Annotated in this window: 14 protein-coding genes; 10 read left to right on the top strand and 4 right to left on the bottom strand. The window is 63.7% G+C overall.

Annotation, left to right across the window (positions count from 1 at the left end; genetic code table 11):
- Positions 1 to 120: 120 nt before the first annotated feature.
- Positions 121 to 363, bottom strand: a complete 243-nt coding sequence (locus tag JNM03_RS12220) for a hypothetical protein (RefSeq protein ID WP_294036937.1) — start codon at positions 361 to 363, stop codon at positions 121 to 123.
- 315 nt (positions 364 to 678) lie between these two features.
- Positions 679 to 849, bottom strand: coding sequence for a hypothetical protein (locus JNM03_RS12215; protein WP_294036935.1), 171 nt, complete (start codon positions 847 to 849; stop codon positions 679 to 681).
- 169 nt (positions 850 to 1,018) lie between these two features.
- On the opposite strand from JNM03_RS12215, the gene JNM03_RS12210 reads away from it, so the two are divergent.
- From JNM03_RS12210 to JNM03_RS12200, 3 genes are read left to right on the top strand one after another with little or no spacing between them, the layout of a single operon-like run.
- Positions 1,019 to 1,705 (top strand): protein-S-isoprenylcysteine O-methyltransferase, encoded by a 687-nt coding sequence (locus tag JNM03_RS12210; RefSeq protein ID WP_294036933.1) that lies wholly within the window; start codon positions 1,019 to 1,021, stop codon positions 1,703 to 1,705.
- Positions 1,684 to 2,046 (top strand): hypothetical protein, encoded by a 363-nt coding sequence (locus tag JNM03_RS12205; RefSeq protein ID WP_294036932.1) that lies wholly within the window; start codon positions 1,684 to 1,686, stop codon positions 2,044 to 2,046. The genes JNM03_RS12210 and JNM03_RS12205 overlap by 22 nt, the downstream gene beginning before the upstream one ends.
- Positions 2,043 to 3,050 carry a pyridoxamine 5'-phosphate oxidase family protein gene (locus JNM03_RS12200; protein ID WP_294036930.1) on the top strand — a complete coding sequence of 336 codons (1,008 nt, stop codon included), beginning with the start codon at positions 2,043 to 2,045 and terminating at the stop codon, positions 3,048 to 3,050. The genes JNM03_RS12205 and JNM03_RS12200 overlap by 4 nt, the downstream gene beginning before the upstream one ends.
- Positions 3,051 to 3,102: 52 nt before the next feature.
- On the opposite strand, the gene JNM03_RS12195 is transcribed toward JNM03_RS12200, so the two are convergent.
- On the bottom strand, positions 3,103 to 5,421 hold the full coding sequence (locus JNM03_RS12195) for a TonB-dependent receptor (protein WP_294036928.1): 2,319 nt from the start codon (positions 5,419 to 5,421) through the stop codon (positions 3,103 to 3,105).
- Between the two features lie 95 nt (positions 5,422 to 5,516).
- On the opposite strand from JNM03_RS12195, the gene JNM03_RS12190 reads away from it, so the two are divergent.
- The 5 genes from JNM03_RS12190 to JNM03_RS12170 all read left to right on the top strand — a co-directional run bounded on the left by JNM03_RS12190 (position 5,517) and on the right by JNM03_RS12170 (position 10,194).
- Positions 5,517 to 6,092 (top strand): hypothetical protein, encoded by a 576-nt coding sequence (locus tag JNM03_RS12190; protein WP_294036926.1) that lies wholly within the window; start codon positions 5,517 to 5,519, stop codon positions 6,090 to 6,092.
- 41 nt (positions 6,093 to 6,133) lie between these two features.
- A complete protein-coding gene (locus tag JNM03_RS12185; RefSeq protein WP_294036924.1) occupies positions 6,134 to 7,600 on the top strand; it encodes a PepSY domain-containing protein in 1,467 nt (488 codons plus the stop codon).
- Between the two features lie 95 nt (positions 7,601 to 7,695).
- Positions 7,696 to 8,259: an alkyl hydroperoxide reductase subunit C gene (gene ahpC / locus JNM03_RS12180; protein ID WP_294036922.1), complete on the top strand. Its 564-nt coding sequence runs from the start codon at positions 7,696 to 7,698 to the stop codon at positions 8,257 to 8,259.
- Positions 8,260 to 8,339: 80 nt separating this feature from the next.
- Entirely contained in the window at positions 8,340 to 9,923 is a 1,584-nt protein-coding gene (ahpF, locus tag JNM03_RS12175) for an alkyl hydroperoxide reductase subunit F (protein WP_294036920.1), read from the top strand.
- 133 nt (positions 9,924 to 10,056) lie between these two features.
- A complete protein-coding gene (locus JNM03_RS12170) occupies positions 10,057 to 10,194 on the top strand; it encodes a hypothetical protein (RefSeq protein WP_294036919.1) in 138 nt (45 codons plus the stop codon).
- Between the two features lie 4 nt (positions 10,195 to 10,198).
- Here the strand turns inward: JNM03_RS12170 and glpD are convergent, their stop codons facing one another.
- On the bottom strand, positions 10,199 to 11,719 hold the full coding sequence (glpD, locus tag JNM03_RS12165; protein ID WP_294036917.1) for a glycerol-3-phosphate dehydrogenase: 1,521 nt from the start codon (positions 11,717 to 11,719) through the stop codon (positions 10,199 to 10,201).
- 124 nt (positions 11,720 to 11,843) lie between these two features.
- On the opposite strand from glpD, the gene zwf reads away from it, so the two are divergent.
- Together zwf and edd are read left to right on the top strand one after the other, a co-directional pair.
- Positions 11,844 to 13,307: a glucose-6-phosphate dehydrogenase gene (zwf, locus tag JNM03_RS12160; protein ID WP_294036915.1), complete on the top strand. Its 1,464-nt coding sequence runs from the start codon at positions 11,844 to 11,846 to the stop codon at positions 13,305 to 13,307.
- The gene (gene edd / locus JNM03_RS12155) at positions 13,300 to 15,141 is read left to right on the top strand and encodes a phosphogluconate dehydratase (RefSeq protein ID WP_294036913.1); all 1,842 of its coding nucleotides are present in this window, start codon (positions 13,300 to 13,302) and stop codon (positions 15,139 to 15,141) included. The genes zwf and edd overlap by 8 nt, the downstream gene beginning before the upstream one ends.
- Positions 15,142 to 15,153: the final 12 nt, after the last annotated feature.

Here is a 15,153-nt window from a genome sequence, read left to right as displayed (position 1 = left end):
GAACCACTGTCTCCACGATCAACATCCCGTTCTCGCCAACTGATCAAAACCAGTCGGCCGACTAAATCCCCGGGATGAAGGGGTCCTTTTTGCACGCCGATCACCCCACGAAGGGGGTGCCTATTGCACGCTGATCCTCAGGTTGCGATGGATGAGCAACATCTTCATGCGGCGTTCCGTTATGTCGCGCTCAATCCGGTTCGCGCTCGGCTCGTGACCCGCGCGGAAGATTGGCGCTGGTCGAGCGCTCAGGCCCATATTGCCGGAGAGGATGACCATGTCGTGCGAGTAGCGCCCGCGCTTGACAGAGTCGGAGACTTCAGAGCCTTTCTTGGTGAAGGGTTCGATGAGGCCCTTACTCATGCTGCTCTGCGAAAAGTCGAGACTCTGGGGCGGCCCGTCGGCTTAACCGAGTGGCTGGAAGATATGGCGGAGCGAACCGGCCTGTATTTGATGCCGGGCAAGCGGGGTCCAAGGCCAAGGGTCAATGATTAGGTGCATTCGTACCTGTCTCCGCAATCCCAAATGCTGGGCGGCCGATCATAGGCGAGCGGAACGGGGGCAGACGCAGACCAAAAGTTCGGTCGGGGCCAGATATGAATTGCAGGGTGTTGAACCGGTGTCGATTGGTGCCGACGACCGCCGGTCGGCTGCCGTTCAAATATTACGATGCGCAAATCAGGCGGGCGGTGGCTGCTCGGCGCGTTTCAGCTTGCGCGCTTTCCGCTCGTGCTTGACCGCAGCCTCGCGCAGGCGCAGCGCAAGGAAGGGGTCGTCGGTCGCGTTGGCCTTCAATCGGGCGACGCGCGCGAGCTGTTCATAATAGATGGAGTCGCGAATCTGGTCCATTCGGGCACAGATATCATGACGGTGTCACAAAATGCCTAACGCAATTCCGCCGCTTTTTCCCGTTTCGGGGCAGGGAGGTCGTTCTATCGCAGCACCGGTTCCAATATTTTGCTATTGAGAATTAGTTGCAAATATGTCATTCGACGATCACGAAAGTGGGAGAGATGTCATGACCGGCCTTCGCGATCGATCGATGATGACCAGCTTGCCCGCCATGATCACGGGCGTTGCGGCGCTGGGGCTTATGCTGGTGGCCCTGTGGCGCTGGCGCGAAATTGGCTGGGGCGCGCTTGTCTGGCTTGTCGCCTTCGTTGCGATGACCGCGATCCGTATGCCGCATTCGCTGCGCAATCGCGCCAACATCGTCGTCGATGCGCGCAAGGACGCGATCGAAAAGCTGCTGCTTTCAGCGATGTTCCTTGCGATGATGCTGCTCCCGCTGACCTATCTGGTTACGCCGCTTTTCCGCTTTGCCGACTATATATTGCCCGACTGGGCGACGGCGATCGGCGCGGCGGTGCAGGTGCCGTTCCTGTGGCTCTTCTGGCGCAGTCACGTCGATCTCGGACGTAACTGGAGTCCGGGACTTGAGGTGCGTGAGGCGCACCAACTGGTTACCGGGGGCGTTTATGGCAGGATGCGCAACCCGATGTATGCCGCGATCTGGATGTCGGCGCTGGCGCAGCCGTTGCTGATCCATAACTGGGTAGCCGGCGCGCTGGTGGTGCCCGCCTTTGCGGCGATGTGGTTTATTCGCGTCCCCAACGAGGAGGCGTTGATGCGCCGCCGGTTCGGCGCGGACTGGGACGCCTATTGCCGGCGGGCGGGACGGCTTTGGCCGAAGAGGCCGGCATGATCCATACCGCGATCGAAATGCCCGCCGTGCGGCTGTCGGGCGCTGTGTTGATTATCGAAGCGTTCCGCTGCTGGCGGCGCGCGCATCTGGCCGGCCTTGCCGCCGCGCCGCGCCTGTATCGGCTGCTGGCCCCGAGCAGGAGGCCGATGCTTGCACCGGCACTCGACAGCTTGATGCGACTGTTCGAGGACTCGCTTGGCCGTCCGCCTGCGCTGGGTACAAAAGGGCTTTCGGCCGACGAGGCGCTGCTCCTCGACCTGCTGGATACGGCAGCGGATATCGCAACGCCCTTTGGCTCGGCGCTGCGTTCGACCCGGGTCATGATGGCGGAGGGGGTATGAGCGACGCGATCGGGAGCATGAAGGCGCTGGAATCGGTGATCGGCAAGACGCCGCCCGCGATCGGCCTCAAGGTCATCGATCATGTCGACGCGACCGCGCGGCGGTGGCTTGCGGCGGCGCCGCTGATGTTCGCGGGGCTGGGCGATCTGACGCATCTTTCCGTGACACTTGGCGGCGGTGCGGCCGGTTTCGTGCAAGCACCGGAACCGGGCGTCCTCGAACTGTCGATGGATGATGTCGATGACCCCGCGCTGTTCGTCGCCGACGCCAGCTTTGGCTCGCTGTTTCTGATCCCCGGCATCGGAGAGACGCTGCGGATAAACGGCCGCGTGGCGGCGGTCGCCGATGACAGAGCGCGAATCGCGATCGATGAATGCTATGTTCATTGCGCGAAGGCGCTGATCCGTTCGGAATTCTGGGGCGCAGGTGCGCAAGCCGATGCTCCCGACGACCATCGGGCTTTCGCTGCTGCCAGCCGATTCATAGCGCTCGCGACGATCGACGCGGACGGCGGCGCGGATCTCAGCCCGAAGGGCGATCCGGCGGGGACGATGGCGGGCGTCGAGGGCGACCGGCTATGGTTCGCCGATCGACCCGGCAACCGCCGCGTCGACAGTTTCCGAAACATCATCGCCCAGCCGCGCGTCGCGGCGGCGCTGCTGATCCCGGGATCGACGGCCGTGATGATCGTCGATGGACGCGCGGCGGTGACGACCGACGCGGCGATGCGTGAGGCGTTCGCCGTGCGCGGGAAGACGCCTCTGCTGGTGACGCGCATCGACACCGTTCGGATGGTGCGGCGGGAGAGCGCGGCGCTTGCACGGGCCGCCCTGTGGCCCGCCGCCGCCGCGCCTGCCGACATCCGGCCCGCCAAGATGTTTGCGGAGCATATTCGGCTCAACAAGGACAAGGGACTTGGCGCGCGGATCGCGGGGGCGTTCGTGTCGGTGCCCGGGCTGATGCAGCGCGGGCTCGACAAGGATTACAAGGACAACCTGTACTGACGCGACGCCGCCGCGTCTTGTGGTCGCGGCGGCGTGAGAGCGTGACGGGGCGTCAGAAGCGCCCCTCGAACGTCAATCCGATCATTCGCGGTTCGCCGAGCAGCGCCTGCAGGCGGCCGGCATTTTCATACTGATAGTCGTAATATTTGTCGTCGAAGAGGTTCGTCGCGACCAGATAGGCGCCGAAGTTGTCGTTGCTGTAGCCGATCTTTGCATTGACGAGCGTGCGCGCGGGAACATCGCGCCCGGTCGCCTGATCGATGACGTTCTGGAACTGGGCGCCGCGATAATTGGCGTTGAGGTTCAGGGAGAAACCGCTGGGATGGCGCCAGTCGAACCCCGCCGCCGCCGTCCATTTCGGTGCGCCGGAAAAGGCGTTGCCCGACAGGTCCAGCGCCTGACCGTTCTGGACGACGAAGGTAAGGAACTTGCTCTTGGCGAAGCCGACCGAGCCGTAGATGTTCAGGCGATCGGTCGCCTGGACATTGCTTTCGACTTCGAAGCCCCAGACGCGCGACTTGCCCGCGTTCTGCGTTTCATAATCATATTGGTTTTCGGATAGCTGGACGTTCACCTGCTGATCGGTCCAGTCGATGTAGAAGGCGTTGGCGTTGAGCGTCAGTCGCCGGTCGAGCCACTGGGTGCGCAGCGACAGTTCGTAGTTCCATGTATATTCGGGGTCATAGGTAAAGGCTTGGGCGCGGCCGGGATTGATCCCGTTGCCACCCGATCGATAGCCGCGCTGGACGATGGCGCTGACCGTCTTGTCGGGCGCGACTTCCCACGAAAGGCCGCCTTTGGGGAGGAACGCCTGATAGGTGGTCTTTTGCTGCGGGCCCGAACTGTTAGCGTTGGACACGTCGGAGAGCAGGAGATTGTTCACCGTCTGCAGGATGAAGGCAAAGGTCGGGTTCGCGGCATAATCCGCCGGGTTCGGCAGGACGGTGTTCAGCGTGACTGCGTTCTCGTTGCGCACGATCTGCTTTTCGCGATCGTAGCGGAAGCCGGCGAGCAGCTTGAGTCCCGGCGCGACCTCCCAGCTCGCATCCCCGAACAGCGCCTGCGTTTCGATGTTGAAGGGATAGAGCTGGACCGACGAGATGAAAACGCGCTGCGGATAGACGCCGCGGACCGCCTGCGCCGTACCGAGCGCGGTTGCGGGATCGAAACCGGCATTCTGAACGAGGAAATCCGCGACGCGCGATGTCAGGCCCAGATTCTCATCAAGGTCGAGGCTGAACGTGCTGTTCGCGAGATAATCGGGATTCTTGTGCTTCGAATAATAGGCGCCGACCAGACCTTGCAGCGGGCCGGTGTCGAACGTCAGGCGTAATTCCTGACTGAAAATCTTCTGGTTGGTCGAATAGTCGCCATAGGCTTCGTCGTCCCGGCGCAAATCGCCGTCGTAGGTCGAGAAGGTCTTGAGGTGATTATACGTGCTGATCGACGACAGGGTGAAGACGTCGCCCAGCGGCAGGGATATGTCGAAGGTGAAAAGATCGGTGCTTGTTTTCGAATAGGTTTCGCGGTTCGCATCCACGGTGCGGCGCTTCCAGCTGTTCGGCAGGTCGGTGAACGTATAGCCGCGCCCGTCGTTTCCGAAGTGGCGATCGTAAAGGTAGGATGCGACGATACGCAGGCCATCGGGTCCCCATGGCGTGAAGAGCAGCTTGGTGCGCAGGACGTCGCTGTGCGACTTCGCATAGTCGCTGCCAGTGAAACTGTTCTCGATCAGTCCATCGCCGCGCGCGCGTTCGCCCGCCACGCGAAACGCCAGCACGTCGGGGATGATCGGTCCGCCGACGGCCGCCGCGAGACGATATTCGCCGTCGGCGTCGGTGATCATCGCGCGCGCCTTGCCCTGCCAGTCGAAGCTTGGATCGGCTGTCTTGAGGATGATTGCGCCCGCCAGGGCGTTGCGGCCCTGCAGCGTCGACTGTGGGCCGCGAAGGATCTCGACCTGTTCGAGGTCCCACAGGTCGAGAGGCCCGCCGCCGCTGGCTTCGCGGGGCAGCGGTGATCCGTCGAGATAGACCGTCGCCAGATCGCCGAAGCCCGTGCCCGAAACATTCGTGCTTGAAATGCCGCGAATGTTGAAACCTGACTCGGCAAAGGTCGATGACAGGTTCGCCGTGCGGTCGATCAGATCATAGACGCTGATCAGGTTCTGCTTGTCGATCTCTTCCGATGTAAAGACTTTGACGCTGGTCGGTGTGTCCTGGAGCGTGCGGTCGAATTTCAGCCCCGTCACGATGATTTCGTTGCCGTCGGTCTCGGTCGCGGCGGCGGCGTCGATCGCTGCCTCCTCCGCATGCGCGGGCATGGCCGCGCCGGCCAGCAAAAGGGCCAGTAGATTGGTCGTCTTGGTCATTGTCAAAAACCCCCTGCGTCGCTATTCAGCGGGGCCGCTATTGCTATTGCGAATGCGAGTCAATAGTGGAGCGATGCAGGTCGCAAGGGGGATATATGGAAGACAGCTCGCCATTCTGGCCAGCGCTCTTGATTGCCGTAACGTCGGGGGCAGGGGTCTGGCTGCTGCGCCGGTCGTGGCAGGGCAAGGCGTCGCGGCCGGGAATCGTCGCCGGCGGCTGGGCGCTGATCGCGGCGTCGCTCATCTGGCCCGCGTGGCAGCTTGGCCCGGCGCGTGGCCCCTTCATCGCCCTCGCGCTGGTTTCGGCGATCGCGCTCGGCGTTGTCGCGTCGAACTACACGGTGCGTCAGGCCAAGGCGCGTGCGGCGCGTGAGAGCCTTGCCCCCGAGCCGTCCGACCGGGCGACCACCAGATGGCGCGAGACGCTGCGTTGGCTTCTCGCCGGGCCGATCGGGATGGTCGCCGCAATGGGTGTCGGCATCGCCTGGGCAGCTCTGGTTCCCGGGGAGCAGCAGACCCGGCTCGTCGTCGGCGGATTGATCGTTCCCGTGGTCTGGGGAGGCTGCATGGCGTGGACGCTTGCCGACAACCGGATCATTCGCGCGACCGCCGTCCTTGTCGGCGTCGCCGTAGTCAGCTTTGGCGCCGCCATTCTGAAGGGCTTCGCATGACCTCTGCTCCCGTTGCCAGGCCCAGGAAGCCCAAAGACTTGATGTCTCGCATCCCGGCGGGCTTCGTCCGTGCGGTACTGCGCGGGCACAGCTCGCTGGGGCTCGCCTTTGCGGCGCTCATCTATCTTGTCTGCCTTTCGGGGAGCATCGCGGTTTTCGCGCACGAATATCAGCGCTGGGAAAGCGCATCGGCTCCGCAAGTCTCGGCAGTGACGCCCGATGCGGTGCAGGCGGCGTTCGAGGGTGCGATTGCCAGGGGCGGGAAGGATGTCGAACATGTCTATATCACGCTGCCGACCGATGATTTCCCCCGCCTTCTTCTTTATGTCGATGCCGCGAAAGACAGCGAATTCGTTGCCGACGCGACCGGCCGGATCGTGCCCGGCAAGCCATTCGCCTGGACCGAGTTCATCACGCGCCTCCACATCAATCTGCACCTGCCGCGCACCTGGGGTGGTTTTCTCGTCGGCCTGATCGGCGTGGCGCTGCTGTCGTCGCTGATCTCGGGCATCCTTGCCCATCCACGGATCTTCCGCGACGCCTTCCACCTTCGCCTCGGCGGGTCGAGGCGGTTGCAGGAGGCGGACCTGCACAATCGCCTTGGCGTGTGGGCGCTGCCCTTTCACATCATCATCTCGCTGACCGGCGCGTTCCTTGGCCTTACCACGATCATCGTCGGGGTTCTCGGCATGGCGATGTTCAATGGCGACGTGAACAAGGTCTATGCCCTGTTCATCCCTGTGCCGCCGATCGACGATCCGCGCCCCGCGCCCGTCCTTGACCTTGAACCGATGTTTTCGAAGCTACCGCAAGATGGCGGCCGGCTAGAATATATCTTCACCGAGCATCCGACCGAAATGGGCGGTGCGGCGCTGTTCAACGTCAAGCGTCCCGATCGCATCGGTCGGACCGACGGCTATGCTTTCCGTCGCGACGGAACGATCTACCATGCGTCGAAATCGGCCGATAACAATCTGGGCGAAGACCTGCTTTCGGGCATGGGGCAGCTTCACTTCGGCTGGTTCGGGGGTGGGATCGTCAAGATCGTCTATTTCATGCTCGGGCTCGGCCTCACCTATCTGGCCGCCAGCGGCGTCAACATCTGGCTTGCGCGCCGCCGCGACAAGGGGCGCCCGGCTCCCGGCTGGGAACGGATATGGAGCGCCACGATATGGGGCCAGCCGGCATCGATTGCCGGTGCCGCGGTCGCGAGCCTGATCATGGGTGAAACGGCGGCCGCCATCGGCGCGTGGGCGATCCTGTCGGTCGCTTTCTGGCTGCTCGCCTTTCGCTTCGATGCGCGAGGGCTGGGCAAGGTGGGTCGTATCGCGACCGGCGTGCTGATGCTGCTGGTGGTCGGCGTCCATCTGGCGCTGCGCGGTGGCGCCGCGTCGGCCGATGCGGTCGCGTGGATTGTCAACGCCGGCTTCCTGCTCGGGGGGCTGGCGCTGCTCGCACCGGATTTGCGCCGCGCGGCTTCGTCGGGACCGGCCGTAGTCACGCACTGATCGAAATTTTCGATCAAAGCGTCGGATAATTTCACTTTTCGCGCAGGAATGACTGGCGCTAGGGGGAGCCTCCACCAACCAAGGAGCTCTCCCGAATGTCCGTTCTGAACACGATCCTCAAGCCCTTCAACGCGACCGCCTACAAGGACGGCAAGTTCGTCGACATCAGCGACGCCGACGTCAAGGGCAAGTGGGCGGTCTTCTTCTTCTACCCGGCCGATTTCACGTTCGTCTGCCCGACCGAACTCGAAGATCTTGCCGACATCTACCCCACGCTCCAGAAGATGGACGTCGAGGTCTATGCCGTGTCGACCGACACGCATTTCTGCCACAAGGCCTGGCACGACACGTCGCCGGCGATCGGCAAGATCAATTACTATATGGTCGGCGACCAGAACCACAGCATCTCGAACAATTTCGAGGTTCTGCGCCAGGGCGTCGGCCTTGCCGACCGCGGCACCTTCGTCCTCGACCCGCAGGGTGAAATCCAGCTCCTCGAAATCACCCCCGAGGGCGTGGGCCGGAACGCTGCCGAACTGCTCCGCAAGATCAAGGCGCTGCAATATTGGGTCAGCCACCCGGGCGAAGTCTGCCCCGCGAAGTGGGAAGAGGGCGCCGAAACGCTTGCCCCCTCGCTCGACCTCGTCGGCAAGATCTAAGCATACCGCATAGGCCGGAGGGGCGGCGGCACGCTCGCCGCCCCACGGTTTCTTTCCCCCCTCTCGCAGGAACTCTCCCCATGCTCGACGCCAATCTGAAGCAGCAGCTTCAAGGCCTGCTCACGAATCTTCGTGAACCGATCGAACTGATCTCGTCGCTCGGCGACGATGCCAAGTCGGCCGAGCTGGAGACCCTGCTGGGCGACATCGCCGCGCTCTCGGACAAGGTCAGCGTGACCCGGGCCGACGACGACGCGCGCCGCCCCAGCTTCCTGATCCGCCGCGCCAGCGATGCCAACGTCGCGGTGCGCTTCGCCGGTATCCCGATGGGGCATGAATTCACCTCGCTCGTCCTTGCGCTGCTGCAGGTCGGCGGCCACCCGCCGAAGGTCGCGCCCGAGGTGCTGGAGCAGGTCGCCGCGCTCGACGGCGATTTTCACTTCGAAACCTATTTCTCGCTGTCGTGCCAGAATTGCCCGGACATCGTGCAGGCGCTCAATCTGATGTCCGTCGTCAATCCGCGCATCACCCACACCGCGATCGACGGGGGCTTGTTCCAGGCCGAGGTCGAGGAGCGCAAGATCATGGCGGTTCCGACGATCTTCCTGAACAACGAAGATTTCGGGCAGGGTCGCATGGAACTCGAGCAGATCCTCGCCAAGCTCGACAGCGGCGCCGAAGCCAAAGCGGCCGAAAAGATCGCCGCGAAGGATGCGTTCGACGTGCTCATCGTCGGGGGTGGTCCGGCTGGCGCCGCAGCCGCGATCTATGCGGCACGCAAGGGCATCCGCACCGGTATCGCCGCCGAACGCTTCGGCGGGCAGGTTCTCGACACGATGGCGATCGAAAATTTCATCTCGGTCCAGCACACCGAAGGGCCGAAGCTCGTCGCGCAGCTCGAACAGCACGTCAAAGATTATGACGTCGACATCATGAACCTGCAGCGAGCCGAAAAGCTGATACCGGCGAAGGCCGAAGGCGGCCTGCACGAGGTGAAGCTCGCAAGCGGCGCGTCGCTGAAGGCGCGGACCGTGATCCTGTCGACCGGTGCGCGCTGGCGCCAGCTCGGCGTGCCGGGCGAGGACCAGTATCGCAACAAGGGTGTGGCCTATTGCCCGCACTGCGACGGCCCGCTCTACAAGGGTAAGCGCGTCGCGGTGATCGGCGGCGGCAACAGTGGGGTCGAGGCAGCGATCGACCTCGCGGGCATTGTCGCGCATGTGACGCTGATCGAATATGATGGCGAACTGCGCGCCGATGCGGTGTTGCAGCGGAAATTGGCCAGCCTGCCCAATGTGAGGATCATCACGTCGGCGCTCACGACCGAAGTACTCGGCGACGGCGAGAAGGTGACCGGCCTGTCGTATAAGGACCGCAACAAGGACATCGATCACCAGGTCGAACTCGAAGGGGTTTTCGTCCAGATCGGCCTGGTCCCCAACACCGAATGGCTGAAGGACGCTGTGACCCTGTCGCGCCACGGCGAGATCGAGGTCGATCACCGCGGAGAGACCAGCCAGTCGGGGATCTTTGCTGCCGGCGATTGCACGACCGTGCCGTACAAGCAGATCGTCATCGCGATGGGCGAAGGGTCGAAGGCGGCGCTGTCGGCGTTCGACTATATGATTCGCCTCCCGTTGGAAGTCGAAGCCGAGGCGGCTTGATGTTGGGTCGCGCGGGCGCGGTTTACGTCTAGGTTCCCGTTTTTCGCCATCCCGGACTTGATCCGGCGCCCCTTTACGGCGCAAGCTTGCATCGCGCCCGGATCAGGTCCGGGATGACGAAGGATGGGCTGCAATGACCGAAAAGAAGGAGCCGCCGGCGCCGATTCCGCTCTGCCGGTTCGAAGAATTGGCGCAGCGCGAAAACCGGCTGCGCGAGGAGAGTGACGACAAGGCGCGTCGCGTCCGCGATAAGGGTCCGCCGAAAGACTAGAAGCTCATTCCGGAATAGTCGGCTTGAGAGCGATCGCGTCGAGGCACGCAGCCAGCCGTTCGATTTCGTCGGGCGTGAAATGCAGCCCCAACTTGCTGCGCCGCCAGAGAATATCCTCCACATCGCGTGCCCATTCCCGGGTCACCATCCACTGGACTTCGGCCGCACTTAATCCGTGCGCGATTTCGCCGCCCAGCGTATCCCACCCTGTGGCGTCGGCCAGCCACCGGCGCGCATCGGTGCCATAAGCCTTGACGATGCGATCGACCGTCGCGGCGGGCAGGAACGGATAGGCGAGCTTGTATTCGGCGCGGAGCGCTGCGGCGCCGTCGGTCGGAAAATCGCCACCCGGCAAAGGCGCATGGCCGGTCCAGCGCTTGCCCGACAGTGCAGGAATATGCGCGGCGAGTTCATCGACTGCATGTTCGGCGACGTGACGATAGCTGGTGATCTTGCCGCCGTAGACAGTGAGCAGCGGTGCGCCTTCCTCGAGGTCGAGGTCGATGCGATAGCCGCGCGTGGCCGCCTCGGGGCGGCCCGACCCGTCCTCGATCAGCGGGCGTACCCCCGAATAGGTCCAGACGACGTCGGCCGGAGTGACGGGAGAATTGAAATACTGGCTGGCGCCCTCGCACAGATACTCAATCTCTTCCGCGCTCGCCCGGATGTCGTCCAGCGGTCCCTCGTGATCGAGGTCGGTCGTCCCGATCAGCGTGAAGTCGCGTTCATAGGGGATGGCGAAGAAGATCCGCCCGTCGGGAAGCTGGAAGAAATAGGCGTAAGAATGCTCGAACGCCTTGCGCACGACGATGTGCGAACCGCGCACGAGCCGCATCCCATAGTCGGGCGGTGCCGAGGCGCGGGCCAGCAGGTCGAGGACGGCCGGGCCAGCCGCGTTGACCAGGCTTCTGCCGGTGAAGCGATAGCTGTGTCCACGGTCGTCACTGGCTTCGACGATCCACAGGCCGTCTTCGACGCGCATCATGTCGGCTCGCGTATGCGTCCTCACGCGCGCGCCCTTGTCGGCGGCGTCGCGTGCATTGAGCATGACAAGCCGTGCATCGTCGACCCAGCCGTCCGAATATTCGAACGCCTTCACATATTGGGGCTGGAGAGGCTCCCCCGCGACATGGCGTCTGAGATCGACCGAGCGCGTTGCCGGCAGCTTTTTCCGTCCGCCGATATGATCGTAGAGAAAGAGACCAAGCCGCAGCAGCCAACGCGGGCGGAGGCCGTCGCGATAGGGAAGGACGAAGCGCAGGGGGCGGATGATGTGCGGTGCGATCCCCCACAATATCTCGCGCTCCTTCAGCGCCTCGCGCACAAGGCCGAACTCATAATGCTCAAGATAGCGCAGCCCGCCGTGGATCAGCTTGGTCGACGCCGAAGAGGTACCGCGCGCAAGGTCGCCGGCTTCGAGCAACAGCACGCGCGCACCGCGCCCTGCGGCATCGCGCGCGATGCCGGCGCCATTGACACCGCCGCCGACGACGATGACATCATAGGGAAGGGCGCTGTCGGGCATGGCCGCTCCCTATGGCAAGTACGGGGATTTTGCCAAGGGCAGACATCGTATGCGGCCTACGTATGCGCGTTGCATTCGGGCCGGGCATTCTCCAATTCGTTGAAACTATACCAAGGGGACTGAAGTGAGCGTGAAAGTCGAAACCCTGATTCTGTTCGGCGCGACGGGCGACCTCGCGCAGCGCATGCTTTTTCCTTCGCTCTACAATCTCCACGTCGATGGGTTGCTTGCCGATACGCTCACGATCGTCGCGTCGGGTCGCTCGAAGATGGACCGCGCGGGTTGCCACGAAATGGTGCGCGCGGCGCTGACCGATCATCTTTCCGCTGACCGGATCGATGAGGATGCCATCGCAAGCTTTCTCGGCCGCATTGATTATTGCCCGGTCGATGCTGGCGCGGGCACCGGCTATGATGAACTCGCAGCCCAGCTCGGCGACCGTCTCGGTCGCCCGGTCGGCGCCTATCTGTCGACGCCGCCGTCGATGTTCGGGCCGATCGCGCAGGGCCTGAGTGCCGCCGGAATCGCCTGCGCGGAATGCCGCATCGCAATGGAAAAGCCGATCGGCCACGACCTGGCTTCGTCGCGCGAAGTGAATGCGCAGGTCGGCGATGCCTTTGCCGAAGACCGGGTGTTCCGCATCGACCATTATCTGGGCAAGGAAACGGTCCAGAATCTGCTCGCGCTGCGCTTTGCGAACATGCTGTTCGAACCGCTGTGGAACGCGCAGGCGATCGACCACGTCCAGATCACCGTTGCCGAGACGGTCGGGCTGGAGGGCCGCGTTTCCTATTATGACGGGGTCGGCGCGCTGAAGGACATGGTGCAGAACCATATGCTCCAGCTTCTCGCGATCATTGCGATGGAGCCGCCTGCCAGCGTGTCGGCGACCGCGGTGCGCGACGAGAAGGTCAAGCTGCTGCGCAGTCTCCGCAAGCTGAAAGCCGAGGACGTCAAGGCGCACAGCGTGAAAGGCCAGTACACGAGCGGCGCGGTGAACGGCGCCGCGGTCACCGGCTATGCCGACGAACTCGGCCGGCCGTCGAATACCGAGACCTTCGTGGCGATCAAGGCGTTCATCGACAATTGGCGCTGGAAGGGCGTCCCCTTTTACCTTCGCACCGGCAAGCGCATGCCACAGCGCAAGTCGGAAGTGTTGATCCAGTTCAAGCCCGTTCCGCACAATATCTTTGCGCGCGTCGGCGCGGGCAAGCTCGATGCGAACATGATGATCATCAACCTGCAGCCGGAGGAGAATATTCGGGTCAGGGTGATGGCAAAGCAGCCCGGGCTCGACCGCGATGGGGTCAAGCTGAAGGAAGTGACGATGGACGTCTCGCTCTCGCACAGCTTCGAGGGCGAACGGCGGCGCATCGCATATGAGCGGCTGCTGCTCGATTTCATCGAGGGAGACCAGACGTTGTTCGTGCGCCGCGACGAGGTCGAGGCGCAATGGGAGTGGATCGATTCGATCCGCGACGCCTGGGCCGAAGTCGACATGGCACCGCAATCCTACACTGCCGGAAGCTGGGGCCCGTCGAGCGCCATCGCGCTGATCGAGCGGGACGGAGCGAGTTGGCATGACTGACCTGCACCCGTCCATCGCAGCGGTCACGGACCGCATCATCGCCCGCAGCGCGCCGAGGCGGGCCGCCTATCTTGACCTGATGGGCCGTCAGCGCGAGGCTGGCACCAATCGGGGGAACCTGTCGTGCGGCAACCTCGCGCATGGGTTCGCGGCGTCGGGCGAAGACAAGCCTGCGATTCGCGCGGGCACCGAAATGAACATCGGTATCGTCACCGCCTATAACGACATGCTCTCGGCGCATCAGCCCTATGGTCGCTATCCCGAGCAGATCAAACTTTTTGCCCGTGAAGTCGGTGCGACGGCGCAGGTTGCGGGCGGGGTTCCCGCGATGTGCGACGGGGTCACGCAGGGGCAGGCAGGCATGGACCTGTCGCTGTTCAGCCGCGACAATATCGCGCAGGGGACCGTGATCGCGCTCAGCCATGCGATGTTCGAGGGCGCGCTGCTGCTTGGCATTTGTGACAAGATCGTCCCCGGCCTGTTGATCGGCGCGCTGCGTTTCGGGCATCTGCCGACAATTCTCGTTCCTGCAGGCCCGATGCCATCGGGCCTCGCCAACAAGGAAAAGCAGCGCGTCCGCCAGCTTTATGCCGAGGGGAAGGTGGGCCGCGACGAGCTGCTCGAGGCCGAGGCGGCGAGCTATCATGGCGCCGGCACCTGCACCTTCTATGGCACCGCGAACAGCAACCAGATGATGATGGAACTGATGGGGCTGCACATTCCCGGCAGCGCCTTCACCAACCCCGGCACCAAGCTGCGGCAGGAACTGACACGTGCCGCGACGCATCGGATCGCCCGGATCGGCTGGGATGGCGATGATTATCGCCCGCTGGCGCGCTGTATCGACGAAAAGGCGATCGTCAACGCTGCGATCGGCCTGCTCGCGACGGGTGGATCGACCAACCACGCGATCCATTTGCCCGCGATCGCGCGCGCGGCGGGGATTATCATCGACTGGCAGGATTTCGACGAACTCAGCCACGCGGTCCCGCTGCTTGCGCGCGTCTATCCGAACGGTGCGGGCGACGTGAACAACTTCCACGCCGCGGGCGGAATTGGGTATGTCGTTCGCGAGTTGCTGGGCGCGGGGCTGCTCCACGGCGATGTGTTGACCGTAGGCGGAACGATGGCTGATTATGCCGCCGAGCCCATGCTCGTGGATGACGAACTGCACTGGCGGGCCTCGCCGGCGAAAAGCCGCGATGACACGATGTTACGGCCGGTGGCAGCGCCCTTCTCGCCCGACGGCGGCATGCGCCTTCTGGCAGGAAATCTCGGCCGCGCGATCATCAAGACCAGCGCCGTCGACAAGGATCGCTGGACCATCGAGGCGCCGTGCCGGATCTTTGACGACCAGAATCAGGTGCTCACAGCGTTCAAGGCGGGCGAACTCGACCGCGACGTCGTTGTCGTCGTCCGCTTCCAGGGCCCGCGCGCCAACGGCATGCCCGAACTCCACAAGCTGACCCCCGCGCTCGGCGTGTTGCAGGACAAGGGTTTCCGCGTTGCTTTGCTCACTGACGGCCGCATGTCGGGCGCGAGCGGCAAGGTGCCCGCGGTGATTCACCTCTCCCCCGAAGCCTTGCCCGGTCCCGACGGCGTCAGCGGTCCGCTCGCTTACCTCAAGGATGGCGACATCGTCCGCGTCTGCGCCGTGAACGGCGAAGCGGTCGCGCTGGTCGATGAGGCCGAATGGGCCGCGCGCTCTCCCGCCATCGCGCCGCCTCCGGCGCTTGGCGTCGGCCGCGAACTGTTCGCGCTGTTCCGCCATCATGCCGACGAAGCCGAAAAGGGCGGATCGGCAATTTTGGCGGCGATGGAGACCGTCGTCTAATTTTCGCCGGGA

It is taken from the genome of Sphingopyxis sp., assembly GCF_016793825.1.
GTDB lineage: Bacteria > Pseudomonadota > Alphaproteobacteria > Sphingomonadales > Sphingomonadaceae > Sphingopyxis.
Note: the sequence above shows the minus strand (reverse complement) of the source record. Positions and strands in the feature narration are given on the sequence as shown.

Coding starts and splice junctions, on each gene's coding strand:
- glpD (WP_294036917.1), bottom strand. CDS start 11,719: ATGCCCGACAGCGCCCTTCCCTATGATGTCATCGTCGTCGGCGGCGGT.
- JNM03_RS12220 (WP_294036937.1), bottom strand. CDS start 363: ATGAGTAAGGGCCTCATCGAACCCTTCACCAAGAAAGGCTCTGAAGTC.
- JNM03_RS12170 (WP_294036919.1), top strand. CDS start 10,057: ATGACCGAAAAGAAGGAGCCGCCGGCGCCGATTCCGCTCTGCCGGTTC.
- JNM03_RS12190 (WP_294036926.1), top strand. CDS start 5,517: ATGGAAGACAGCTCGCCATTCTGGCCAGCGCTCTTGATTGCCGTAACG.
- JNM03_RS12215 (WP_294036935.1), bottom strand. CDS start 849: ATGGACCAGATTCGCGACTCCATCTATTATGAACAGCTCGCGCGCGTC.
- JNM03_RS12185 (WP_294036924.1), top strand. CDS start 6,134: ATGTCTCGCATCCCGGCGGGCTTCGTCCGTGCGGTACTGCGCGGGCAC.
- edd (WP_294036913.1), top strand. CDS start 13,300: ATGACTGACCTGCACCCGTCCATCGCAGCGGTCACGGACCGCATCATC.
- JNM03_RS12200 (WP_294036930.1), top strand. CDS start 2,043: ATGAGCGACGCGATCGGGAGCATGAAGGCGCTGGAATCGGTGATCGGC.
- JNM03_RS12195 (WP_294036928.1), bottom strand. CDS start 5,421: ATGACCAAGACGACCAATCTACTGGCCCTTTTGCTGGCCGGCGCGGCC.
- ahpC (WP_294036922.1), top strand. CDS start 7,696: ATGTCCGTTCTGAACACGATCCTCAAGCCCTTCAACGCGACCGCCTAC.
- ahpF (WP_294036920.1), top strand. CDS start 8,340: ATGCTCGACGCCAATCTGAAGCAGCAGCTTCAAGGCCTGCTCACGAAT.
- JNM03_RS12210 (WP_294036933.1), top strand. CDS start 1,019: ATGACCGGCCTTCGCGATCGATCGATGATGACCAGCTTGCCCGCCATG.